Below are 22050 nucleotides of genomic sequence, written 5' to 3' on the forward strand. Positions count from 1 at the left end.
TCATCACCCGATGAAAACCAATATCAGCAGATTGGTTTTGCGTTAACGGCGAGAATCCTGATCTGCGGGGTCGCCGTAGGGGTCTTCGCTGGCTGGCCGTACATCACCAAACTCCCCTGTGTCGGCGGGGTCGCCGTAAGGGTCTTCGCTAGCTGGACGTACATTACCGTAAGATGAGATATCTGCGGGATCGCCGTAGGGGTCTTCACTGGCTGGGCGGACATCGCCGTAAGATGCCGGGTCTGCGGGATCGCCGTAGGGATCTTCGCTGGCTGGACGTACATCGCGATCGCGGAATTCGGCATCTTGATCGGCTTGATCGCTGTTCGATCCCAAAAGTAAGTCTTTCGCCTTTCGGAAAAATTCATTTACCATAATCTGTCTCCTGATTTAAGTTCGTGTTTCCGACGGGCGCGATCGGCGTTATCCTCCAGGAAACCCGCTTTATACACACGCTTCGCCGATCTAGAGTGCTGGAGCTGCGGATGAAGTTATACCAGTGAGATCGCGACCTGTAGCACTTCGGTTATAGCCTTGGAATTCCCGATATTTTTGTGCTTCAGATTCTGGTACTCTAATTCCTTCTGATGGTGGCGTTACCCAGTGAGCGCGATGTTCAGCATCACGATAATATACACGCCCATTCTTGGATAGATAGTATTTACCTTGCGCTCCTTCTTGTGGAGCATTTTTATGTTGGTTGTACATATAGTAAAGTGCCGCAGCTCCTGCCAAAAGTGCCACTTTTTGCCCTGTACCCAATCCTTTCTTAACTTCAGTTTGGCTTGCAGTCTTGCGATCGCTTACTGTTCTACCAATGGTGTCATCTACTGGTGGTGGCACATTAGCTTTTTGGGAACCGCCTCCGCAGCTACTCAGCAAGGGCACCATTAACAATGCCGAAAGCAGCACTGCAAATAGACGCGAAACTATTTTACGTTCTTTATATATTGTGTTCATTGGATTTCGTTCTCACCTGTATTTGCTAAAAGCCTTGCTGTTGCAAAAACAAAGTTGGAATTCCTGTTATTTCGCTTGGATTTGAAAAAACATATACCACTCAATTTACAACTGCACAGCTACAGCGTTTCTCTTTCATATTCGTGGATTTTCTCAAGTATTCCATCCCGCCTTTGAGAGAAATCGTATTCATCCCAAGGAAATATATTGTTGATTTTTTATGAGTCTATTTAGCTGAAACGCCGAAATATTCAGCAATTCCTCGGTTATTTTTTCTGCATAAATAACTTAGAAAGATACAGTTCCTATGATGCTTTCTGCCAAAAAATATACTCAATATGACATTAAAAAACACTAGCACTCGTCTTCTTTTGGCTTTGTGGGATTTGGGAGGAATGCAGCAGGAAGTTAAGAAGGGTCAACTCACTAAGCGAATTGTATCCAAAAGCCAAAAGGTAGCAGATTATCAGGGCATATTCGAGGAATTACAGAAGCAGGGTGCGATCGCAATCTCCAAAAAGGGATATTCTCTGACATCTGGCAAGGGTTTAGAGGTATTGGGTGAGGGTTTGAGAAATGGCGATTTTAAGTTTGAAGGGACAATTGTCGGAACTTGGGCGGCGAATGCGTTGTTGCGGTGGATTAGTCAGATTGATGTTGCGGTAGTTGGTGCAGATGTACCAGTGAATGGGGTTAAAGGTGCGATCGCGATCGCATCTTACGACGAGTTTAAGTCAGTGGCGTTGGAAGTCTACGACAAGTTGAACCAAAACTACAACCTAGATGATCTTGTGCCAATTTATCGCATCAGGAGAGAAATAGGCGATCGGGTTAGTCGTACAGAGTTCAGTGAGTGGTTGCTGGAAATGCAGGAGAAAGATATTTTACAACTTCAAGGTGGAAGTTTACCAGATAACGACCCAGCCAAACTTGAAGACTCAGTAACTACTGAAGTCAGCGGACTCCGTTGCTATGCCAAACTCTTAAACTAATCCAGCAATTTTCGTAATTTTTGCTAATTCTCTCCTAGCCCTCATACACAACTAGTTCAAATCTATGTCTAACGATTTAATTAATGTTATCAGCAAAAACAACCCATTTCAGGGACGCTTAGTAGTTAGAGATCAGAATGTTTGGGGACAAGGTTTTCCTGATGTACCATCTTTAAATTCTCATGCTTCTGATGCTATTTATGAAGCGGTTGAAAAAGTTCGTAGCGGACAAAGGAAAGTAGTTGGTATTACAATTACAGCAGAAAGAGGTTTAGGAAAAAGCCATGTTATCGGACGAATTCGCCATCAGTTACAAGTTGATGGGAGCGCTTTATTTGTTTACATGAGTCAGTGCAATAACCTAAACCGGATCAAAGCAGAATTCTTAACTACTCTAGCCAATAGTCTTAAACAAATAGGCAGTCAAGATGTTAGTCAATGGCAGTACTTAGCAACAGCTTTAATTAATGAAGCTTTCAACAAAAACTATACAGCCCAACAGCTAATAAATCAATTTCCTGGGGCATTAGTCAAAAATCCCAAGGTGGTTGAAGTTTTACGAGATAAGGTGCTTAGTATCAAGCCTGATCTAGAGAATCCTGATATTATCACAGCGATTTTATGGACACTATCTCCTGATCCAGCTTATGAAATTTTTGCTATTAGATGGCTTGCTGGTAACAGCCTACCACAGGTCAAAGCAGATGCAATGGGTTTAGCTAATGTTAGTGCAGATGATAAAGAGGCTGAATCCTTCACTACGGCACGGCAAATCCTCAACTTAATTGGTGATTACAAACCAATAGTAGTTAGGCAAAATATTTTTTTGGCATATTTGCGAGTATACCAGTTGCCTAAATCAATTGAAGTCCCGATAAAATCAAATAGCCAGTTTCTTGCATTACCGCAACCTCTGAATGTTTCTGAAACCAAGCCTGTATTAAACGATCGCACCTTCGCCCAACGCAAACACCAGTTAGAAAAGCTAGAACCCCCGCTACATCTTGAATTGGAGGAATTGCAGAGTGCGATCGCATCCCTAAGCATTAGCCAACCAGCAGCTAAACAATTAGATGACGATATGAAAGTATTCTTAGGTTGGAGTAGTGAAAAGCTAATTAAGCAACCCGATCCAGATTTAGCTTGGATAAATAATATTGCAGCATTGGGTAATCGTAGCAAACAAGAAGATGAGTGGAAAAATAATTATCAAGCTGGGACAGATTTTGAAAATATAGTGCGTGATAGCTTAGAGTTTCTAGGATTTACGATTGACTATGCTCACAAAGGCGGTGCTGGTGGTTTAGATTTATTTTGTTCTAAACCATATCCGCTTTTTGGTGAGTGTAAAGCAGGTAAAAAAATTCCCAATCCTACCGCAGTGCAACTGTTGAATTTGGGAACACTACGCCGATCAGACCTTTTTAATCAAGCCACTAAATTAATTATCGGCCCTGGTCAAGCAACAACCCAACTACAGGACGCTGCAAAAGTACACAATATGGCTATCATTAATCCAGAAACGCTTGAGAAGTTAGTTAAATTGCAAAACAACCATCGTAACTCAATAGACTTATTTAAGCTAAAAGAATATTTAAAAGCAGGTCAATCTGATGAGGAAGTAGAAAAATATATTGACCAAGTTTATAAAGAGATGAGTCTGCGATCGCAGATTATCACAGCAGTCAAAGAACTTTCTGAACAAGACAACGAAACTTCAAAAGCTACACATCATAGTTTCATAACAGAAATTCGCGCTCATTACAATGCTACTCATAATCCCCGGCTAAATGATGAAGTAGTTCGTGATTTACTGATTGAACTTTCTTCACCTTTAACAGGCTACTTGGGGCGAATTAAAGGTAGTGATTGGAAGAGCGATCGCTTTTACTTTCTCCGCAATTTACTTATTAACTAAAGATAGTACAATCTATCTCTTTTCTTCTCTCCGAGACGCTGCGCGTTGGCGGAAGCCTCTCGTAGAGAAGGCGGTTCGTTTAAAAATAACTGAAGTGCGATCGCATTTATCTCAAAGTTAATATACCAGCCCGATAATTCACTAACCCCATTTTTTAATGCTGCTTTAACTTTAGTTTACAGGAAGATACAGGCGATCGCTTTTACTTTCTCCGCCATTTACCTATTAACTAAATGTAGCAAAATATATCTCTTTTCTTCTCTCTGCGTTCTCTGCGTCTTCTCTCCGAGACGCTGCGCAAAGGCGGTTCGTTTAAAAATAACTGAAGTGCAGATTGCTTTACAGTTAATTCCTTCATTAATAATTAATACTATCTATTGACTTAATTTTATTTTATGAGAAGCAATAAAAATCTTAGGCACAGCCCACTCAAAAGCATCGCAATCTTTTATCTTTTTCTCAGTAACTATTCTTTATAGTAATAAACTTTACAGAAAATTTACACTTAGTCACTGTGTGATTTCATTTACATGAGATAAGGGTTTAGTACTGTCGAAGAAACACATTATACTTACTACACTTGTGTTCATTAATCACAAACCTCTAACAAGTTGAAAACTTAGGCAAGATGACCCATGTATTATCAAATTTGGAATTTCTTTCTTAAAGAAGATAAATACATTTATTGGAAAGAAAAAATAAAAGTTAAGAAAAACTTTGACAAAGTTACATGGCAAAAAAATATTGATTTCTTGTCATTAGTAGAGCAAACTTTCCAGTTAAAAAGTCAACTAGCAGAAACCGATAGCCTTGAGCCGTTTCTCAAGTTAGCAAGAGAAAACGGTTATAATTTGACCGCAGAAGAACTTGGCTGGTTTCTAGTTACGAGAAGACAGATTTGGGATCTTTTTGATTTTGCACAAAAAACGCCATCTCTCAAAGAAGAATTACTAATAGCTAAAGAGCCACAGCAGTTCATCGACATCGCTGCCGAAAATGGCTATTACTTTTCTGTAGATGAGTTAGCTTGGCTGTTAATTGACATCAAATCATCATCAAATTTAGTATCTATTAACAACAGCGTTGGAGAGATTCTCACAGTATCAAGCTATGGCAGAATTGAAACAGGATACTGGATTTGGCTAGCAGAACACTGGGGAATTGTGCCACCATTTTGTCATCGGGATAAACCCAGTACTTTCTTATGTCAAAATCTCAACAATCCTTTTTTACCTGATCGCTGTTTTTTACCCAAGAGTTACTTTAATCAACGCCTGATGGCAATTCATAATTAAAATAATTCGTAATTAGGTAAAGGAAGAGAAGAAAGCAATACTTAACTCAACAGTATTGAGTTATGAAACTTAATTACGAATTACGTTAGCGCAGCGGTAGCGAGTCCGCGTACCCCTACGGGGAAGCAAGCTACGCTTTTAGCGTCTCGTAGAGAGCGTCATTACGAATTACGAACTATACATACAGCGAAGCATCCTAGACAGAAGATATATCTTCTATTTAGGATGCTTCACAATAAAAAATTGTTGAGACAACAATTCTGGACAAAATGTGAGAATTTAGACTAAAGCTATCAGCTAGCAGAAACGGTCAAACTACCGGGTTTCTGAAGATTGCCTTGTAAAACTACACCCCGCTGATTGGCATGGATGTGACGCAAAATCTTGTAAATTGCCTCAACTTGGTCTGATGCGCCTGCCTTCTCGGCGAGTTCGTCAAGAGAAAGGGGAGTTTTTTCTTTTTGTAGCACTGCTACCACTCGTGTTTGCAAATCAAGAATGGAGGCGGCAGCTTTTTTGCCAGCTTCTACTCCTGGTTGATGGTAGGCGTTGACGTTGACCAAACTAGCATATAAACCAACAGCACGTTCGTATAAAGCAATTAATGCCCCTACAGTTCGGGGATTAACTTGGGGAATCGTGACTGTAATCGAATCGCGGTGATTTTCATAAAGCGCTTGTCGGGTTCCTTGGAGAAAACCGGAAAGATAATCGCCTGATGTAACTCCAGGATCTATTTCAGTGGATGGGCCTTGACGATCTTCCAACACTTCGATGAAGGTAGCAAAGAAATTCGCTACACCCTCGCGTAACTGCTGGACATAAGCGTGTTGATCTGTTGAGCCTTTGTTGCCGTAGACGGCAATACCTTGATGGACAACGTTGCCGTCTAAGTCTTTTTCCTTACCCAAGGATTCCATCACCAGCTGTTGCAAATAGCGACTGAATAAAAATAAGCTGTCCTTGTAAGGTAGGACAACCATATCTTTTTCGCCCTTTCCATTACCTGCAAAGTACCAAGACAAAGCAAGCAAGGCTGCTGGGTTATTTTTCACATCTGGGATGCGGGTAGCGTCATCCATCTCTTTTGCGCCATCTAGGATAGCACGGACATCAATGCCCTGTAATGCCGCTGGTACTAGCCCTACAGCGGACATTTCTGAGGTGCGTCCTCCTACCCAGTCATACATCGGAAATCTCGCCAACCAGCCTTCATCTTTGGCCAGCTTATCGAGGTTGCTATCAACGCTGGTAATTGCTACCGCATATTGAGCAAATTCCAAATTGTGTCCGGCGTAGGCTTTTTTAACTTCAATCATGCCGTTGCGAGGTTCTGGCGTTCCCCCAGATTTGGAGATTACCAAAACCAAAGTGCTGGCGAGGCTATTCCGTAGATGATTGAGAACGCGATCGATACCTGCGGGATCGTTGTTATCGATAAAGTGAAGTTTCAGGGGTGGGAAATCAGGAGCGAGAGCTTCCGCGACAAATTGGGGGCCGAGAGCGGAACCACCAATGCCGATGGAGATAATATCCGTGAAGCGGCTTGCTCTGGGAGGATGAATAGCACCTGTTTGGACTTTTTCCGCAAAGGCTTCGATTAGTTCTAGGGTTTGGACTATTTCTTGTGTAAGTTCTGGAGCTGGCGCTAAATCAGGATTTCGCAGCCAGTAATGTCCAACCATGCGGTTCTCGTCGGGATTTGCGATCGCACCCTTCTCTAGTTGAGCCATATCCGCAAACGCCTTGTCAAACTTCGGCCGCAACGAATCCACGAAGGCATCATCGAACCGCATCCGACTTATGTCTAAGTACAGTCCCAATCCCTCGTGGAAATATAACCAGTTTTGGTATCTTTGCCAAAGTGCCCTAGCATCCATAGGGAAATCTCAAATAAAGTGTTATTTCAAAAACCAGTTTAATGTAAGGTTATAGCGATCCCTGCCTAGCCTTATACAGTTTACAGTTTTAAGTGTTCCCTTGACCGTGCCAATTTTAGATTTTAGATTTTAGATTTTAGATTAAAAATTATTTCGGTTGATGCCCCGCACTTCTTTACCAGACGCTACCGCGAACGTGCCAAGAAAGCGAACATGGGTGGAACAAATCCAAAATCCGCAATTCCAAAATCCAAAATTGATTGACTCTTGACTTTAAACATCTGGCATAGGGATGACACGCAAAAATTTCACAATTTCACCCCTAATTTCTATACCAATCAGGTAATTATCCAGGGTGAAGCGGTGAAAAATGCCTTCATTATCAAGCTGTCGCAGTTCTTTTAGATCACTCAGTTGCCACTTTTGGGCTAACTCAATAAAAACAAAATCATGCACCCGCTCGTAGGCGGCAGGTTCTAAATTCTTCAGGTCTAGCAAAAAAGACCTGGCATAGCGCATTTCCAGACTCACTGGGCGTTACCTTCACCAAAACTTGAGGGGCCACTGTCACTAGCTCAAAAGCGCTGCTGAATCAGAAAAACATCAACAGTCTTACCGCTTCTTCGTGGGTTAAAATATCCCACGGTTGCTGCGATCGCTTGACTTTTTGTATGGCTTTAAGCATATAAAAGTCATAATGTAAAGCTTCGAGAACGTTCCAAATATCTTGCAAATCGTCATCGCCTAACTGCTCGATTAAGTGATGCATTCTAAGTCGCAGCAAATTCATACGTTAATTATTCCCTACAACCAAACACCAACAATAAATAGTATTCCCATAAAATTAGCTACGCTCAAGCTACGCTAAAATTTATTCGCCCGGCGAGGAGGGCAGAGGGGCAGAGGAGCAGAGGAGCAGAGGAGCAGGGGGAGAATTCGTAACTCCTAACTCTTCACTCCTAACTCCTAACTCAGCACTCAGCACTCGGAACTATTTTGCCCAATTCCCAAATAATTTAATATGGTTGACTATCTCATTTTCTTAGCAATTTCTACAGCACTTTTTGCTCTATTCGCACTAGGACTGAATTTACAGTGGGGCTTTACGGGATTAATTAACTTTGGTCATATTGCTTTCATGACTCTGGGAGCATATACAACGGTATTGTTAAGCTTAAAGGGCGTACCCCTACTTATATCGGCACTGGCTGGGGCAATTGTCGCCGCCTTATTGGGTTTGATAATTGGTTTTGTCACTCTCCGCTTACGAGAAGATTATCTAGGAATTGTCACCATTGGCACGGGCGAATTAATTCGTTTGGTGGTAAACAATCAGGAATTACCTGTGGGTGATACTTGGATTTCTGGGGCGTTTGGTGTACAAAGTTATCCCATACCCCTATCCACAGAACCAAGTTTGTTTGTCAGATTAATAATGATTGCGCTTTTAACGCTCCTGGCTGCTGTAACTTTCTTTACATTGTGGCGATGGATTCGTACCACTCAAATATCTCGGACTACTGATTTAGGCAAAAGGACGACTAGCAAGCAAGAATTTATATCCCGCTTGGGTGTGGGAATTGTGTTAGCACTTTTGGCGGCAGCGATTTATATTTCTGGGGTAATCGGACTGTATAACTACAACCCAAAAGCGGGTTTAATGCTGGTGTTACTGCTGGTTTTAGCATTTGTATACTGGCGGTTAGAAATTTTGGTGCGATCACCTTGGGGTAGAATTCTCAAAGCCATCCGTGAAGATGAAGAAATTCCCAAAGCGCTGGGAAAAAATGTATTTTGGTATAAATTACAATCTCTCATGCTTGGAGGTGCGATCGCAGGTATCGCTGGTGCTTTCTTTGCTTGGCAACTCAGCGCCATTTACCCCGATAATTTTCAACCGCAGATCACCTTTGACACTTGGATTATGGTGATTTTAGGCGGTTCTGGGAATAATGTTGGCACAATTGTAGGTGCGGTAATTTTCTTTGCTTACGATGCGCTGACGCGAGAAGTCTTACCCAGAATCGTTTCTCTTGATGAAGCACGTTTGGGCGCATTTCGCATCATGGTAATCGGACTAATTTTGATGGTACTGATGATTTGGCGTCCTCAAGGTATCTTAGGGAAAAAAGAGGAACTCACCCTTGGTAAATAACTATTCATCCCCACTTCCCCTTCTGGCAGCCACTGGACTTTCTAAAAGCTTTGGTGGTGTTAAAGCAGTTAATGAGGCCAGAATCGAAGTTGCTAAAGGCAGCATTACGGGCTTGATTGGCCCCAATGGTGCTGGTAAAACTACTTTATTTAACTTACTCTCAAACTTCATTCGCCCTGATAAAGGACGAGTAATTTTTGACGGCGAACCGATTCACAACTTACAACCATATCAAATCGCCCAGCAGGGTGTAATCCGTACCTTTCAGGTTGCACGGACTCTCTCGCGGTTGTCGGTGTTAGAAAATATGCTGCTAGCGGCGCAAAAACAAACAGGTGAAAATTTTTGGCAGGTGCAGTTGCAACCGCACATTGTCGCTAAGGAAGAAAAGCAACTGCAAGAGCGAGCAATGTACTTATTAGAATCAGTGGGCTTGGTAAAAAAAGCACACGATTACGCTGGTTGCTTATCTGGTGGACAACGCAAGCTGCTAGAAATGGGACGGGCGCTGATGACTAATCCTAAGTTAATTTTGTTGGATGAACCAGCTGCTGGGGTGAATCCGAAACTGATTGATGATATTTGCGATCGCATTATCACTTGGAACCGTCAAGACGGAATGACCTTTCTGATTATTGAACATAATATGGATGTGGTTATGTCCTTGTGCGATCGTGTTTGGGTGCTTGCTGAAGGGCAGAATTTAGCTGATGGTACGCCAGCAGAAATTCAAACTAATCCCAAAGTTCTAGAAGCTTATTTGGGAAAATAGAGTGTGATTGACTTTCTGTTTATGCAATGTATTTAGCGAGCGGACTTTGGACAAATAAAAGTACATAAATACTGTTACTTGTTCAAAGTAAAACTGAACTTTATCGCTCTACAGGCGAAGCGACAGTTTTAGAAAATGGCGATATTTTAACCATAACAGAACTTTTTCCTGGTTGGGAATTGCCTATTACTGAATTGTGGCCTCCTATATTTACGGAGGAAGAAACACAAATTGAGTGAAGGAGTTTGGTAGCTACTCGCTAAACAATCTCAAGTTAATTTTGTTGGATGAAACATCTGCTGGGGTGAATTGGAGGTTGATTTTTCAATCTTCGTTATTTTCTGCAAAATTGACTTGTTCGTAAAGGTCACGCAAATCAATTTGAAAATCAACCGTTTGCAGTGATAAAGTTGCCGATTCGTGTTCAAGTTCAGTAAATGACCATTGACTTTCCGCAGTTTTTACATACTGCATCACATGATACTGATATTGGTCAATTAAAATATATTCCTTGAATTCTGGAATAGAGCGATAATAAAGAAACTTATCGCCTTGGTCATAATTTTTAGTCGATTTAGATAAATTTTCAGCAATTAACATCGGGTTCATAACCGTTGTTGTGCTGGTTCCCGTATAAATAGGTTGTCCCTCAATCACCATCACATCAGGATATGTATGTTGCCGATAACGGGGTATCCACAAACGCACATCACCAATATAAACATCATAATTTTTACGCCTTAAAGCAATTTTTAAGGATGCAGCTAAATTCAAAGCAATTTTATTATGATTTGTAGTGCCACCCGTCATCGGTACAATTTCTCCATCACGGTATTCGCTTTTATATTCTGCCTTTTCTTCAATTTCTAAATATTCTTCAGGTGTGTAATAGAATTTTTGTGTTTCTAACTGCATAAAAATACAACCTATGATTGTGCGGTTTATTCATCTTTCACATCTATGTTGTACGCCAATAAATCCCATTTTCTCGCTGCATTAACTGGCAAGCAATCAACTCCCGTCGCAGGGTGGCGCAGTCAATATGGTAGCGTTTGAGAATATCATTTACCAAACGTTCAGGGTAGTTGACTCCTACATCAAACTGGTTTGCTAACCACTTAAGAATAACTAGACGCTTTTTGCGACTAGCAGGAATTTCTTTAAGGCGATCGCCCTCGAAATAGTTTTTCAACACTTTGCTTTCCCAAGCCTCAGTATCCACATCCTCTATCAAGGATGCTATTTTCTCAGGTGTGAAAATTTCCTTACTAATGCTTTGCAAAGCCTCACTATCCAACTGGTACAGGCGGCTATTTCCTTCAGGACGCATTGTCACCAAATTTAGCTCTTTAAGTTTCGCTAAATGATGAGATACCGTCGGTTCCTTGAGTTGCAGTAGCACCGCCAATTCTTCGACGCTGCACTCCTGATTCGCCAGGATACCTACAATCTTCAATCGGCTATCATCCGCTAATGCCTTGAAAAAGCGCAGTAAGATGTTAAATTGCTCTGGTTGCATAACTAACTTCTAATTAGATGTCTATCTAATTAGAAGTATATCTAATTTAAAACTGGTTGGCTCAGAACCCCAATTTCTCACCAAAAGTCGGGGTTCTTGTTGTTTAATTTAACTAAACTGTTCCTCTGCATCTAGGTTGAACAGCATTTGCAGAGTTTGCATACAGCGCCGTCTAGCTTCAACATCTTGCTGCGATCGCAATTGCACCATCGGGTCATGTAAAATTTTATTGACAATTCCTCGTGTTAATGCTTCAATTACCTCTTGATGTTTTTCAGCGAATTCCGAACCCAATCTCGACAAAGCTTTTTCTAATTCTTGTTCACGAATAGTTTCGACTTTATTTCGCAGACAGCTAATAGTGGTAACAGTTTCTAAACTGCGCCACCAAATATCAAAGGCTTCCACTTCTTCCTCTAAAAGTCGCTCGGCTTCTTGTGCAATCTTCCGACGGCTTTCGTAGTTTTGCGCTACTACTGCCTTCAAATCATCCACATTAAATGCCTGCACATTTTCCAATTCATTTACATCTGTATGAACATTACGCGGCACAGAAATATCAAATAACATCAGAGAGCGCTGAACTTCTAAAACCATTTCTAACTTGGCACGGTCAAGTATTGGCTCTGTTGCCGAAGTACTTGTAAATACCAAATCACTATCGGCAATTACCGCCATCATTTCCGATAGCGGGTGAATATTGATCGGTTGTTGAGGGAACTGCTTCGCTAATTCTTGGGCGCGATCGCGAGAGCGATTTACAATACTAATTTGCACAGCACCCTTAGAAAGTAGGTGTTGCACCAGCAGCCGCGACATTTTACCAGCACCCAGAATTACCACTCGACAAGCAGCTAAATTTGCCACTTTTATCTGCGCTAATTCCACAGCAGCCGAACTGATAGAGACAGCGCCAGTACCAATACTAGTTTCAGTGCGAACCCGCTTCCCAGCTGTCAGCGCTTGTTTAAATAATCGATTCAAAATGGTTTTTATACCGCTATATTGCTGTCCCAGTTTGTGAGTAGTCTTCACCTGAGCCAGAATTTGACCTTCTCCGAGTACCAGACTATCTAAACCACCTGCTACCCGCATAACGTGCATCACAGCATCATCATGTAGCAGCATAAACAAATGCTGTCGCAAAGAAAGCACGGCTAATTTACTGTATTCCGCGAGAAACTGCGTTACTTCGCGGATACCTTGGTCTGCTTCACTGGTAACAATGTAAATTTCCAGGCGGTTACAAGTACTAAGAATTGCAACTTCATCAATATGAGGATAGCTGGCCAGTTGAGCGATCGCACTTTCAATTTGTGGTTCTGGAATGCTCAGTTTTTCCCGGACTTCTACTGGGGCTGTTTTATGGCTTAACCCCACCACTGCTATATTCATTTGCTAAATCGTAGTTACTAATTGGTAGTTGGCAATCTGGCATTGAGTGAGAAATAGGGAATGGGGAATTTTTGTTTCTTGGTTGATATTTTTCTAACCAACAATTAATCACTAACTACTAACTACTAACTACTGTAAGGTTAAAGCATTTTGGTGACTATTTTTCCGTTTTATAGAAAGATTTTTTCCAAACGCTTGACCTTACTTTTACCATTCCCCATTCCCTAAAAATTAGTTCAGTTGGAGAACTTTTGGTTCACCAAACAAGTGAATTGTATCAACAAATCGAGCAGTTTTCGACTGGTTGGAAATAACCAAGCTTTGAGTTCTTGCCCCGTCCTTGAAGAAACGTACACCTTGCATGAGATTACCACTAGTAATACCGCTAGCAGCAAACAGAATCGTTTTACCAGATGCTAGTTCATGAGCATCATAGACCTTATCGGGGTCATTGATATTCATAGACTTTAAGCGATCGATGTTAGCTTCTTTGCTTTCTCCAATCAGACCTGTTTTTACTACTGCTGGATCGTAAATCAGTTGACCTTGGAAGTGTCCACCCAAAGCACGCATTGCTGCTGCCGAGATTACACCTTCAGGAGCCGCACCAATACCCATCAGCGCGTGGATATTAGTTCCTGCAAAACCACAACTGATGGCTGCACCTACATCACCATCTGAAATTAGGGCGACTCTCGCTCCAGCCTCACGAATTTCTTTAATTAATTCGTTATGGCGTTCGCGCTTCATGACCACGATTACAAGTTCATCAATACCCCGGTCTAAAACCTCAGAGAGAATCTTCAGGTTTTCCGTGGCTGACTTGTTGATGTCTACCTTGCCCTTAGCTGCGGGAGGTGCTGCTAACTTCTTCATGTAGAAGTCAGGAGCAGCAAATAATCCACCCTTTTCAGAAATTGCCAAGACCGCCATCGAACCAGGTTGTCCATAAGCTACCAGGTTCGTACCTTCACAAGGGTCAACAGCGATATCAATTTCAATTAGTTCATCAGGGTTACAGAAACTTGCGGCATCTGGTTGGGTACAGATACCAACTTCTTCCCCGATGTATAGCATCGGCGCGTCGTCGCGTTCGCCTTCCCCGATCACGATGCGACCGCGCATGTGGATTTTATTCATCCGCTCCCGCATCGCTTCCACAGCTACCTGGTCAGCGATGTTTTTTTCGCCTTTACCCATCCACTTTGCGGATGCGATCGCGGCTTGCTCTACTACTTCAATAATCTCTAACCCAAGTGTATTTTCCACAGAGTCTGCCCTCTCAACTGCTTGAATTTCCGCCGCTTTATCTGGCTATTTCAGTCTTCAAGTCTACCAAAGGGCGGATACACGTGGAAGAAAGTTAAGTTTTACTGCTAACTGGTTAAAAAAGTGCCAGTTATGACATTGTTTTTTGATCATAACTATTCCAGCATAATGCGTCTTCAAAAGTAAGTAAGCTAAGAACTGGCACAAATGGGTAGCTATATCTAGAACATTGCTTTTCTTCAGTGTTTATCTTTAGGTATAAAATAATAAAGAAAAAAGCTGGTGAGTTCACTCAGAATGACATTAAAAGGTTAATTGTGTTTATCGACTACATCACCCTAATGTTGATCAATATGGTAGCTGGGTTATTTATACTGGCTGACTATGTATATCGTGGTATAGATAGCTCTAATCAAAGACAGTGGATTCCCGGCTTTGGAATTACAGGTGCGATCGCACTAACAACTGGTTTGCACATGAGCTTCACCTGGCCAGTTATCGGTAGCTTTAACATTGCCTTCGGTGAGACAAGTGTTCTATTTGGAATCTTGTTCGTTGCAGCGGCGATCGCCCTTGCTCAAGGTTGGGATTTATTGACAATAGCAATTTATGGCTTCTTTGCTGGTGCAGCTGCGATCGTGGTCGGTATCCGCATCATCAACTTGAATTTGACAAAGCAGCCGCTTTTGTCGGGAATCGGCTTTATATTAACTGGATTAGGTGGTATTTTTGCAGCGCCAACTCTTTATTGGAAAACCAATCGAACCTGGCGACTAATTGGCGTAGCAGTGCTGATAGTAGCCGCTCTAATTTGGGCATTGACTGGATATTTGTCTTACTGGAATCATTTAGAAAGTTTCCAAAAGTGGGTTCCAGCGCCGATGCGGTAAGCAATGTTCTAGGCTAGAGATATAGTTAAAACCTTGCTTAAAAAAATATGCTGGACTTTCTTAATCCCCTCTTAAATCGCCATCCAGAGCGAGTCAAAGCCAATGTCGAACTTTACACATGGCAAACTTGTCCTTACTGCATTCGTGCCAAAATACTGCTGTGGTGGAAAGGTGTAAATTTTACTGAATATAAAATCGACGGCGACGAAGCAGCCAGAGCTAAAATGGCAGAACGCGCTAACGGCCGACGTACAGTACCACAAATTTTTATCAATAACCAGCATATTGGCGGCTGCGATGACCTCTATCAGCTAGATACACTAAGTCAACTCGATCCCCTTTTAGCCCAAGCCGCTATTTAGACACGATAAATCGCCGTCAAGACGAAATATTATTGTAGAGACGGCGATTCATCGCGTCTCTTGCCTTAACCAAACAGTATTGGTGATTTAGAGAGAGGTCAGAATATTAAGTTGCACATCATGTCTTGATAAGAATATGTTAACTAAATATACACAATATTTTATACATCAACAATGGATGAGTTGTGCCCTAGAATTAGCAAAATCAGCAGGTGATGCAGGTGAAGTCCCTGTAGGTGCTGTTATCATTGATTCAACAGGCAAATTGCTAGCACAAGGAGAAAACAGAAAAGAGCGCGATAAAGACCCTACTGCTCACGCGGAAATTCTCGCTCTCAAGACAGCTGCAACAACTTTACAAAATTGGCATCTTAATGAATGCACTCTCTACGTAACTCTCGAACCTTGCCCGATGTGTGCAGGTGCGATCGTCCAATCACGACTAGGACTACTGGTATATGGAGTAGACGATACAAAAACTGGCGCAATTCGTACAGTTATTAACATCCCCGATAGTGCTGCTTCTAATCACCGTCTCCAAGTAATCGGAGGCATTCTAGAGTCAGCTTGTCGTCGACAATTACAGTCTTGGTTTGCTACTAGGCGACGTAAGGTAAACTAACGGACAGAGGTAAAACTGTCCATCTAGTACCAGACAAGTCACGCAAGAGAATCTACGGTGTAACTAATCAGACTTTTCGTTAAATTTTACCCGTCAATCAGCTGCATCCGTCATGATGGAATTTTACTCTTCATCCGATACCTGCCAGCACACCCCAGCGAATCCTCCGGTAGATAGTACTACCTCAAGGGTTTCTCCTTGGTTAAGTCCCCTGGCATATTTATTAGGGCGTCACTGCCTATTACCATTATTCTTTGGACAAATTAGAATAACCGGACAAAAAAATATCCCTACAACTGGGCCTGTGATCCTTGCGCCTACACATCGGGCGCGTTGGGATGCCTTGCTTGTACCCTACGCTACCGCTTGTCTGAGAAAGCAAGACTTGCGATTCATGGTGACTATTGACGAATGCCAAGGTTTACAAGGCTGGTTTGTTCGACGTTTAGGGGGATTTCCTGTAAATTCTAAGCATCCGTCAATCCGCACGCTACGACATGGAGTAGAGCTACTTCAGCAGCAAAAAACCCTGGTAATCTTTCCAGAAGGCAACATTTTTCGTGATGGCCAAGTTCATCAGTTGAAACCGGGAATTGGTCGTCTTGCTTTGAGTGCTGAATCTAGTCATTCCGGGCTGGGAGTAAAAATTATACCCATAGGCATTAACTACAGCCAACCTTATCCCAATTGGGGTACAGATGTAAGTATTGACATTGGCTCCCCAATCAGAGTCGCGGATTACATGAATGGCTGTATAAAACAAGATGCAAAAAGCATTACAACTGATTTAGCAAAGGCACTGCAACAATTGAGCCATCAAGAAACAAAAGTTACTAATCACGCATTTGCAGAAATTACTAATTCTTGATGTAGTCAAACATCAAGATTACCTCTTAATCATTGACCGTGCATAATTCGGAAACTGCAACTTTTCAATATTTGACACTAATTGCTAACTGCTATATTCATCCGGAGTAAGTCAGAAAAGATTAGTAGTATTTTGCAACCTTTGAGGATGTATATATATAAATTACCCTCTATTGATAATATATTCAGCCAAATTGGCATTTTTTTGAACCAATAGCTAAATTAATTGTCTGCAAACTACTAAATTGCTGGATGATAAATATTTTCACATTTGGTCAGACAGTTAAATAAAAGTTGGGAAGCGCCGACTGAAGAGATCGCTATTCTGAACTAGTTTGGTGCGATGCCTACGGCGGGCTACGCCTACGCAAATACTTCAAGCAGTGCCTTGGGAAAATTCTCCTGCCAAATATCCCAGTTAAGCTGAGATAATTATTGGGGAGAAAAGTAGGTACTCAGACAGATGGTGACGCACTCCAGCTTAGGTATCGCCGATCGCAGTGATATAAGTTAGTTGGTATACAGGGGTAATGGGAACTCTATTAAACTGATTTTTAGTCTAAATCAGAGATACTTAGGATGTAACTTTGCTTTGTCCAAGGCCAAAACAGAGTTAAGATACCCGAAGTTTCCATAACTCTTTTGTATAGTTGTCGCACTAATTGATCCCATGAACACTGCTGTCGCTGTTACCTTGATGCACCGTACTGTTTTATCAGTTATAGCAGTCCTCAGCCTGCTATCACCTGTGAATGCTCAGGTATCACAGTCACCAGGCACTACCAGCCAACCACAACCCATTGACCCCAACGATCCTAATAACCTCCGCCCCATAACCGAAAGTAACAGCCTTTTGAGCATTGCAGGTGGCGATCGCTTAGTAAAAGATGCAGAACAAGCCGTTTCTGCTCAAAACTACACCTTAGCTGCCAAGAAACTGCAAGAAGCGCGTCAAGTTTATAATCAGCTATCTAATTTTTATCAAGAGTTAAATTCTAGCTTTTCGGGAATTGACAACAGAGTTTCTGATTCTCAACGTCAAAAAGCTCTATTAACAGCCCAAAAGCGAGATGAAGCCACCTTTCAGCTAGCATTGGTACATCGGGCACAAAATCAGCCAGAATTAGCTGTACCGTTGTTAGTTCAAATAATTAAGAGTCAAAACCCGACACGTGATTTAGGCAAGAAAGCCTATAAACAGTTGTTTGAGTTGGGTTTTGTTGATTCTCCCTATCCCAGAGAAGGTGGTAATTCATCCTCTTCATCCCCAAAAAAATAAATTAAATTTTTGTTGCCTCTTTTTGCATACCCATATTTCCCTAACCAGTTGCTTGGGAACGCCCCAGTGCTAGGATAGAGCTATCCGCCGCAACCAAAACCTGAGCATTCTCAAAAATACACCTCAGAGGCGCGTGTATCTACAGCCTTGCCAAAGCCTGAAGTTGGCACAGGCATTTGCTCTATATCTGTTAATAATAGAAAAGTAAGTTTTTTCAGGAATTGCGATGATTAGTCCGCAACAGGTTGAGGAAATGATCAAGGCGGGACTGCCAGACGCACAGGTTCAGGTGCAAGACTTGACTGGTGGCGGCGACCACTATCAGGTGACAGTAGTTTCATCGCACTTTGCAGGTAAAGGACTAGTGCAACAGCACCAGTTAGTTTATGGTGCGTTGGGTCAAGCTATGTCAACTGAAGCGATTCATGCCTTGGCGGTGAAAACATACACTCCCGAAGCTTGGCAAGCAACAGCAGCTTCGTAAAATAAGAGTCAGAAGTTAGGAGTTATGAATTTTGACTCCTCACTCCTCACTCCTCACTGTTGAATCCAACATAGGAAACATAAATACCATGACACCAGAACTCAAAGACAAAATTGATAGCTTGCTACAAGAAAACAAGATTTTAGTTTTCATGAAGGGAAACAAGTTAATGCCCCAATGTGGTTTCTCTAACAACGTTGTGCAGATTCTCAATACCTTGGGAGTTCCCTTTGAGACGGTTGACGTTCTCTCAGACCCGGAAATTCGTCAAGGTATTAAAGAATACTCTAGCTGGCCGACAATTCCCCAAGTGTACATCAATGGTGAATTCCTTGGCGGTTCTGACATTTTGATTGAACTCTACCAAAAAGGTGAATTGCAGGAAAAAGTAGAAGTAGCATTAGCTTCGTAATCTCTCTTTACCCAAGCTAAAGGCTATGCTGCTGAATTTGCGTTTCGCAATCAAGGCAATGTGCCGTTTTTAATATCCTTGAAACGAGAGATACTATTTATTTCCCCTTTCAAGGGTTTTTTAATCGGTTTCTGACAAAAATACTTTATCTACAGCAGTTTGCAGGTAAGTGAGGTAAAAAGTTTAGGACTCACATATCAGATATAAAAATGTTTCTAACTCCTGTCTTCTGCCTCATAACCCGTGGCTTTTTACTTATGCAAAAGAAAACAGCTGTACATTGGGCTTGATTCATTGCTAGACAACAATCCCCTCAGTCTAATTGGCAAAACCAATATAGGGCTGAGGGGATGCGTTTAATCAATACAATATCTCCAAAATTTCACACCACGACAACCCGTTGACCAATACAGATAATATGCTATAATTATCTGCGGTAATTAACGGTTACTATCAATGACCAGGTAAATGGTACTTAGTAGTAATCGGGTTGTGGCTGTGGTTGCGGCACTGCAAAGTTTGATCCATCGTACAAGAAGCGGCTGGCTTCCTCTTCTAGGCGATGAATCAGAAAAGGTTCAATGACGTTGCTATGTCGTAGTGCGGCTAGATATCCATCCAAATACATCCGCATGTCATCCGTGCGATAACCGCGATTCCATAACTCGATGAAGGCATCGGTGAGTCTTTGGTAATAGCGGATGGTTTGTGTGTCTTGGAGCATAACTGCTGTATTAATCTCTTTGGAATGAGAATTGTAAATGATTCACGCTAAAAAGTGAAGTGTAATTTCACTTTGGCATTAATTCAAAGTCAACACATCTACTTTGGGTACTACCCCTAGCAGCTACAACCTACTTTAATCCTATTCCAGAAAACATCGATTCTAGTTATCTGCTCAGTTATTTGTCTGATTTTCATATTCAATGGCCCAATTGTATTGGTGTTATATTCCTGGATGAGGGCAGTAATTTTGCGGAAAAATCTACTTTTACGATCAGGTTGAAAAGCTCTTGTATTAACGTTTAGCTGATTGGTTATAGATATTCCCACATTACACCCATTAAAAGCAGAATGTTAAGCTACAAGAATTTTTGATACGTCTAACAAGACTGCTGAGAAATTTAATAAAAATTTAATAATATTTCTAATCCCCTATCGGCAAGGCATAAATTAAAGATATTGCCACGTTTTTTATGAGGAAATGTAAAGCTAATAGCAGTTGAAGTAACAAAGGCTACAAAACCTTAGAGATGGGCTTGTTACTTTGAAAGTCATCAGACGCTAAGGGGTCTTGCCGCCGTGGGTTCGGTTTGTATAGAAATCATTGAGGGGAATCCCCATCTGAGGTCGTTGTTGGGTTGGCACTTGCAACAGCTGGAATACCGCGTGCATCAAGCTGCCAGTATTTATCAAGCAAGGGAAGTATTTTTAAGCCATCAACCAACACTGGTAGTTTTAGATGCAGACCTGCCTGATGGTGATGGCATTGAGTTTTGTCGTTGGTTGCATCGTCAGCAACAGCCTCTAATTTTAATGCTATCTGCCCGTAATACTGAAGCTGATATAGTCGCAGGTTTAAAGGCAGGTGCAGATGATTACCTGAGCAAACCTTTTGGGATGCAAGAGTTTTTGGCACGGGTAGAGGCACTGATTCGCCGGAAGCGCACACCTACTGCACCAGCTTATTTGGATTATGGCACTTTGCAAATCGATTTAGTTCAGCGTCGTGTCCGCTTCCAAGGGGAGTTTATTGACTTAACGCCCCAGGAATTCAGTTTGTTGTACGTTTTGGCACAAGCTGGGGGAGTACCTCTAAGTAGATCGGAATTGCTGCGTCGTGCTTGGCCTGACGCTATCGATAATCCTCGTACCATTGATACTCACGTTTTATCGCTGCGGAAAAAGGTTGAACTCGATCCCCGGCAACCCAATTTGATTCAAACTATCCGCAATGTTGGATACCGTTTTAACATGGAAATTTTGAATACCAATATTTCACAGTCACAAACAACAAAGTTAGCTAGAGAGAGATTTAATAATCAACGTTCAACACTTACTAGTAGTCAAGTGTGATGGGATTAAAAAGTGGGGAATAGGGAGTAGGGGATAAGGGAGATGAGGAAGATGAGGATAATAAATCATGCCCAATGCCCAATGCCCCATGCCCAATTACTCATCCAAAATTTAAAATCCAAAATCGTCTTGAGCTGCTACTTGAAAAAGGCTTTTTCGTAATTCAATCCAGTCTATCTCTGAGGCTGTTTGATTTGCGAATAAATGACCTTGTTGTAGGTGTAATAACCGAGTGCAAAACATCTGGGCTAGTTCCAGTTGGTGATTGACCATGAGAATCGTGGTTTGATGAGTTTGACTCAACTGGGTTAAGACTTGCATTAGATGAGAAGCCGTACCAAAATCGAGGGCAGAGGTTGGCTCATCTAATAATAATATTTTAGGCTCGATGACTAAGGCACGAGCGATCGCTACTAGTTGTCGTTGTCCTGCAGAAAGTTGCACCTCTGTTCGCCCTAACCATTCATTGGGAATGTGCAGTTGGTCTGTCCAATGATTGACTCGTTGCTGAATTGTCTGTTTGGGCAAACCACGCAAAACTAAAGGATAAGCCAAGGATTGCCCAACTGTCATCCCCAACAGCTTTGATTCTTGCAATACAAGTACAAGCATCTGCCGTAGCTGGATAACCGGAATTTGGCGATATTCTTGATTTTCGAGATAGAGTTTACCACTTGTGGGTTCAATTAGGCGGTTGATGAGGCGTAATAACGAAGTTTTACCAGCACCTACTGGGCCTAAAATTGCAATGCGATCTCCCTGGAATACCTCCAAGGAAATATCTTGTAATATGGGGTATCCTTGCTGATTACCAGGAAGTTGGGTTTTCAGCTTTGTAAACAGATTAACTTGCTCTAGCCGGAGTATGGCTTTTGCTGTGTTCAAGGGAATTGGGGACTGGGG

24 protein-coding genes are annotated in these 22050 nt (G+C 41.9%); 13 read left to right on the top strand and 11 right to left on the bottom strand.

Annotated features, from left to right (window positions below):
* Positions 1 to 42: 42 nt before the first annotated feature.
* Both HWQ42_RS10565 and HWQ42_RS10570 read right to left on the bottom strand, forming a co-directional pair.
* Positions 43 to 375, bottom strand: a complete 333-nt coding sequence (locus tag HWQ42_RS10565; protein ID WP_292740042.1) for a translation initiation factor — start codon at positions 373 to 375, stop codon at positions 43 to 45.
* A 90-nt stretch (positions 376 to 465) separates the two neighbouring features.
* Positions 466 to 960: a hypothetical protein gene (locus tag HWQ42_RS10570; RefSeq protein ID WP_292811686.1), complete on the bottom strand. Its 495-nt coding sequence runs from the start codon at positions 958 to 960 to the stop codon at positions 466 to 468.
* Positions 961 to 1298: 338 nt separating this feature from the next.
* Between HWQ42_RS10570 and HWQ42_RS10575 the strand changes: the two genes are divergently transcribed.
* From HWQ42_RS10575 to HWQ42_RS10585, 3 genes are all read left to right on the top strand, one after another.
* A complete protein-coding gene (locus HWQ42_RS10575; RefSeq protein WP_292811688.1) occupies positions 1299 to 1952 on the top strand; it encodes a hypothetical protein in 654 nt (217 codons plus the stop codon).
* 64 nt (positions 1953 to 2016) lie between these two features.
* On the top strand, positions 2017 to 3870 hold the full coding sequence (locus tag HWQ42_RS10580) for a DUF1802 family protein (RefSeq protein ID WP_292811690.1): 1854 nt from the start codon (positions 2017 to 2019) through the stop codon (positions 3868 to 3870).
* A 635-nt stretch (positions 3871 to 4505) separates the two neighbouring features.
* Complete coding sequence (locus HWQ42_RS10585; RefSeq protein WP_292811692.1) at positions 4506 to 5165, top strand: Nif11-like leader peptide family natural product precursor; 660 nt, start codon at positions 4506 to 4508, stop codon at positions 5163 to 5165.
* 293 nt (positions 5166 to 5458) lie between these two features.
* On the opposite strand, the gene HWQ42_RS10590 is transcribed toward HWQ42_RS10585, so the two are convergent.
* The 3 genes from HWQ42_RS10590 to HWQ42_RS10600 form a co-directional block, all read right to left on the bottom strand.
* A complete protein-coding gene (locus HWQ42_RS10590; protein WP_292811695.1) occupies positions 5459 to 7045 on the bottom strand; it encodes a glucose-6-phosphate isomerase in 1587 nt (528 codons plus the stop codon).
* A 273-nt stretch (positions 7046 to 7318) separates the two neighbouring features.
* A complete protein-coding gene (locus tag HWQ42_RS10595; RefSeq protein WP_174712487.1) occupies positions 7319 to 7576 on the bottom strand; it encodes a cytotoxic translational repressor of toxin-antitoxin stability system in 258 nt (85 codons plus the stop codon).
* Between the two features lie 61 nt (positions 7577 to 7637).
* Positions 7638 to 7835: a hypothetical protein gene (locus tag HWQ42_RS10600; RefSeq protein ID WP_104907481.1), complete on the bottom strand. Its 198-nt coding sequence runs from the start codon at positions 7833 to 7835 to the stop codon at positions 7638 to 7640.
* Positions 7836 to 8066: 231 nt separating this feature from the next.
* On the opposite strand from HWQ42_RS10600, the gene HWQ42_RS10605 reads away from it, so the two are divergent.
* Positions 8067 to 9200, top strand: a complete 1134-nt coding sequence (locus HWQ42_RS10605) for a branched-chain amino acid ABC transporter permease (protein ID WP_292740065.1) — start codon at positions 8067 to 8069, stop codon at positions 9198 to 9200.
* Positions 9190 to 9972 carry an ABC transporter ATP-binding protein gene (locus HWQ42_RS10610; protein WP_292740067.1) on the top strand — a complete coding sequence of 261 codons (783 nt, stop codon included), beginning with the start codon at positions 9190 to 9192 and terminating at the stop codon, positions 9970 to 9972. Before HWQ42_RS10605 ends, HWQ42_RS10610 begins: the two co-directional genes overlap by 11 nt.
* 324 nt (positions 9973 to 10296) lie before the next feature.
* On the opposite strand, the gene HWQ42_RS10620 is transcribed toward HWQ42_RS10610, so the two are convergent.
* The 4 genes from HWQ42_RS10620 to glpX form a co-directional block, all read right to left on the bottom strand.
* Positions 10297 to 10887: a Uma2 family endonuclease gene (locus HWQ42_RS10620; RefSeq protein WP_292811697.1), complete on the bottom strand. Its 591-nt coding sequence runs from the start codon at positions 10885 to 10887 to the stop codon at positions 10297 to 10299.
* A gap of 43 nt (positions 10888 to 10930) precedes the next feature.
* A complete protein-coding gene (locus HWQ42_RS10625; protein WP_292811699.1) occupies positions 10931 to 11491 on the bottom strand; it encodes a metalloregulator ArsR/SmtB family transcription factor in 561 nt (186 codons plus the stop codon).
* Between the two features lie 108 nt (positions 11492 to 11599).
* Positions 11600 to 12886 (bottom strand): glutamyl-tRNA reductase, encoded by a 1287-nt coding sequence (locus HWQ42_RS10630; protein WP_292811701.1) that lies wholly within the window; start codon positions 12884 to 12886, stop codon positions 11600 to 11602.
* A gap of 231 nt (positions 12887 to 13117) precedes the next feature.
* Positions 13118 to 14155: a class II fructose-bisphosphatase gene (gene glpX, locus HWQ42_RS10635; protein WP_292811703.1), complete on the bottom strand. Its 1038-nt coding sequence runs from the start codon at positions 14153 to 14155 to the stop codon at positions 13118 to 13120.
* Positions 14156 to 14472: 317 nt separating this feature from the next.
* Between glpX and HWQ42_RS10640 the strand changes: the two genes are divergently transcribed.
* From HWQ42_RS10640 to grxD, 7 genes are all read left to right on the top strand, one after another.
* On the top strand, positions 14473 to 15045 hold the full coding sequence (locus HWQ42_RS10640; protein WP_292811705.1) for a DUF981 family protein: 573 nt from the start codon (positions 14473 to 14475) through the stop codon (positions 15043 to 15045).
* Positions 15046 to 15092: 47 nt separating this feature from the next.
* Positions 15093 to 15407, top strand: a complete 315-nt coding sequence (grxC, locus tag HWQ42_RS10645; protein ID WP_292811707.1) for a glutaredoxin 3 — start codon at positions 15093 to 15095, stop codon at positions 15405 to 15407.
* Positions 15408 to 15543: 136 nt separating this feature from the next.
* The gene (gene tadA / locus HWQ42_RS10650; RefSeq protein ID WP_292811710.1) at positions 15544 to 16029 is read left to right on the top strand and encodes a tRNA adenosine(34) deaminase TadA; all 486 of its coding nucleotides are present in this window, start codon (positions 15544 to 15546) and stop codon (positions 16027 to 16029) included.
* A 112-nt stretch (positions 16030 to 16141) separates the two neighbouring features.
* Positions 16142 to 16897, top strand: a complete 756-nt coding sequence (locus tag HWQ42_RS10655; protein WP_292811712.1) for a 1-acyl-sn-glycerol-3-phosphate acyltransferase — start codon at positions 16142 to 16144, stop codon at positions 16895 to 16897.
* A 669-nt stretch (positions 16898 to 17566) separates the two neighbouring features.
* Positions 17567 to 18175 carry a hypothetical protein gene (locus tag HWQ42_RS10660; RefSeq protein WP_094349511.1) on the top strand — a complete coding sequence of 203 codons (609 nt, stop codon included), beginning with the start codon at positions 17567 to 17569 and terminating at the stop codon, positions 18173 to 18175.
* Positions 18176 to 18401: 226 nt separating this feature from the next.
* Positions 18402 to 18659 (top strand): BolA family protein, encoded by a 258-nt coding sequence (locus tag HWQ42_RS10665; RefSeq protein WP_094349510.1) that lies wholly within the window; start codon positions 18402 to 18404, stop codon positions 18657 to 18659.
* 88 nt (positions 18660 to 18747) lie between these two features.
* Positions 18748 to 19071: a Grx4 family monothiol glutaredoxin gene (gene grxD, locus HWQ42_RS10670; protein ID WP_094349509.1), complete on the top strand. Its 324-nt coding sequence runs from the start codon at positions 18748 to 18750 to the stop codon at positions 19069 to 19071.
* Between the two features lie 475 nt (positions 19072 to 19546).
* Here the strand turns inward: grxD and HWQ42_RS10675 are convergent, their stop codons facing one another.
* Positions 19547 to 19795: a DUF6761 family protein gene (locus HWQ42_RS10675; protein ID WP_099102685.1), complete on the bottom strand. Its 249-nt coding sequence runs from the start codon at positions 19793 to 19795 to the stop codon at positions 19547 to 19549.
* Between the two features lie 578 nt (positions 19796 to 20373).
* Here HWQ42_RS10675 and HWQ42_RS10680 point away from each other — a divergent pair.
* Entirely contained in the window at positions 20374 to 21147 is a 774-nt protein-coding gene (locus tag HWQ42_RS10680) for a response regulator transcription factor (RefSeq protein WP_292811714.1), read from the top strand.
* A gap of 111 nt (positions 21148 to 21258) precedes the next feature.
* On the opposite strand, the gene HWQ42_RS10685 is transcribed toward HWQ42_RS10680, so the two are convergent.
* Positions 21259 to 22038 carry an ATP-binding cassette domain-containing protein gene (locus HWQ42_RS10685; protein WP_292811734.1) on the bottom strand — a complete coding sequence of 260 codons (780 nt, stop codon included), beginning with the start codon at positions 22036 to 22038 and terminating at the stop codon, positions 21259 to 21261.
* Positions 22039 to 22050: the final 12 nt, after the last annotated feature.

This window comes from Nostoc sp. JL23, assembly GCF_017115065.1.
GTDB classification, from domain to species: domain Bacteria; phylum Cyanobacteriota; class Cyanobacteriia; order Cyanobacteriales; family Nostocaceae; genus Nostoc; species Nostoc punctiforme_A.

What these genes read in the sequence shown, in the direction of transcription:
- HWQ42_RS10605 (WP_292740065.1), top strand. Translation starts at nt 8,067, where the DNA reads ATGGTTGACTATCTCATTTTCTTAGCAATTTCTACAGCACTTTTTGCT.
- HWQ42_RS10600 (WP_104907481.1), bottom strand. Translation starts at nt 7,835, where the DNA reads ATGAATTTGCTGCGACTTAGAATGCATCACTTAATCGAGCAGTTAGGC.
- HWQ42_RS10565 (WP_292740042.1), bottom strand. Translation starts at nt 375, where the DNA reads ATGGTAAATGAATTTTTCCGAAAGGCGAAAGACTTACTTTTGGGATCG.
- HWQ42_RS10655 (WP_292811712.1), top strand. Translation starts at nt 16,142, where the DNA reads ATGATGGAATTTTACTCTTCATCCGATACCTGCCAGCACACCCCAGCG.
- HWQ42_RS10620 (WP_292811697.1), bottom strand. Translation starts at nt 10,887, where the DNA reads ATGCAGTTAGAAACACAAAAATTCTATTACACACCTGAAGAATATTTA.
- HWQ42_RS10625 (WP_292811699.1), bottom strand. Translation starts at nt 11,491, where the DNA reads ATGCAACCAGAGCAATTTAACATCTTACTGCGCTTTTTCAAGGCATTA.
- HWQ42_RS10665 (WP_094349510.1), top strand. Translation starts at nt 18,402, where the DNA reads ATGATTAGTCCGCAACAGGTTGAGGAAATGATCAAGGCGGGACTGCCA.
- HWQ42_RS10570 (WP_292811686.1), bottom strand. Translation starts at nt 960, where the DNA reads ATGAACACAATATATAAAGAACGTAAAATAGTTTCGCGTCTATTTGCA.
- HWQ42_RS10630 (WP_292811701.1), bottom strand. Translation starts at nt 12,886, where the DNA reads ATGAATATAGCAGTGGTGGGGTTAAGCCATAAAACAGCCCCAGTAGAA.
- HWQ42_RS10675 (WP_099102685.1), bottom strand. Translation starts at nt 19,795, where the DNA reads ATGCTCCAAGACACACAAACCATCCGCTATTACCAAAGACTCACCGAT.
- HWQ42_RS10585 (WP_292811692.1), top strand. Translation starts at nt 4,506, where the DNA reads ATGTATTATCAAATTTGGAATTTCTTTCTTAAAGAAGATAAATACATT.
- tadA (WP_292811710.1), top strand. Translation starts at nt 15,544, where the DNA reads ATGTTAACTAAATATACACAATATTTTATACATCAACAATGGATGAGT.
- HWQ42_RS10590 (WP_292811695.1), bottom strand. Translation starts at nt 7,045, where the DNA reads ATGGATGCTAGGGCACTTTGGCAAAGATACCAAAACTGGTTATATTTC.
- grxC (WP_292811707.1), top strand. Translation starts at nt 15,093, where the DNA reads ATGCTGGACTTTCTTAATCCCCTCTTAAATCGCCATCCAGAGCGAGTC.
- HWQ42_RS10580 (WP_292811690.1), top strand. Translation starts at nt 2,017, where the DNA reads ATGTCTAACGATTTAATTAATGTTATCAGCAAAAACAACCCATTTCAG.
- HWQ42_RS10660 (WP_094349511.1), top strand. Translation starts at nt 17,567, where the DNA reads ATGAACACTGCTGTCGCTGTTACCTTGATGCACCGTACTGTTTTATCA.
- HWQ42_RS10575 (WP_292811688.1), top strand. Translation starts at nt 1,299, where the DNA reads ATGACATTAAAAAACACTAGCACTCGTCTTCTTTTGGCTTTGTGGGAT.
- grxD (WP_094349509.1), top strand. Translation starts at nt 18,748, where the DNA reads ATGACACCAGAACTCAAAGACAAAATTGATAGCTTGCTACAAGAAAAC.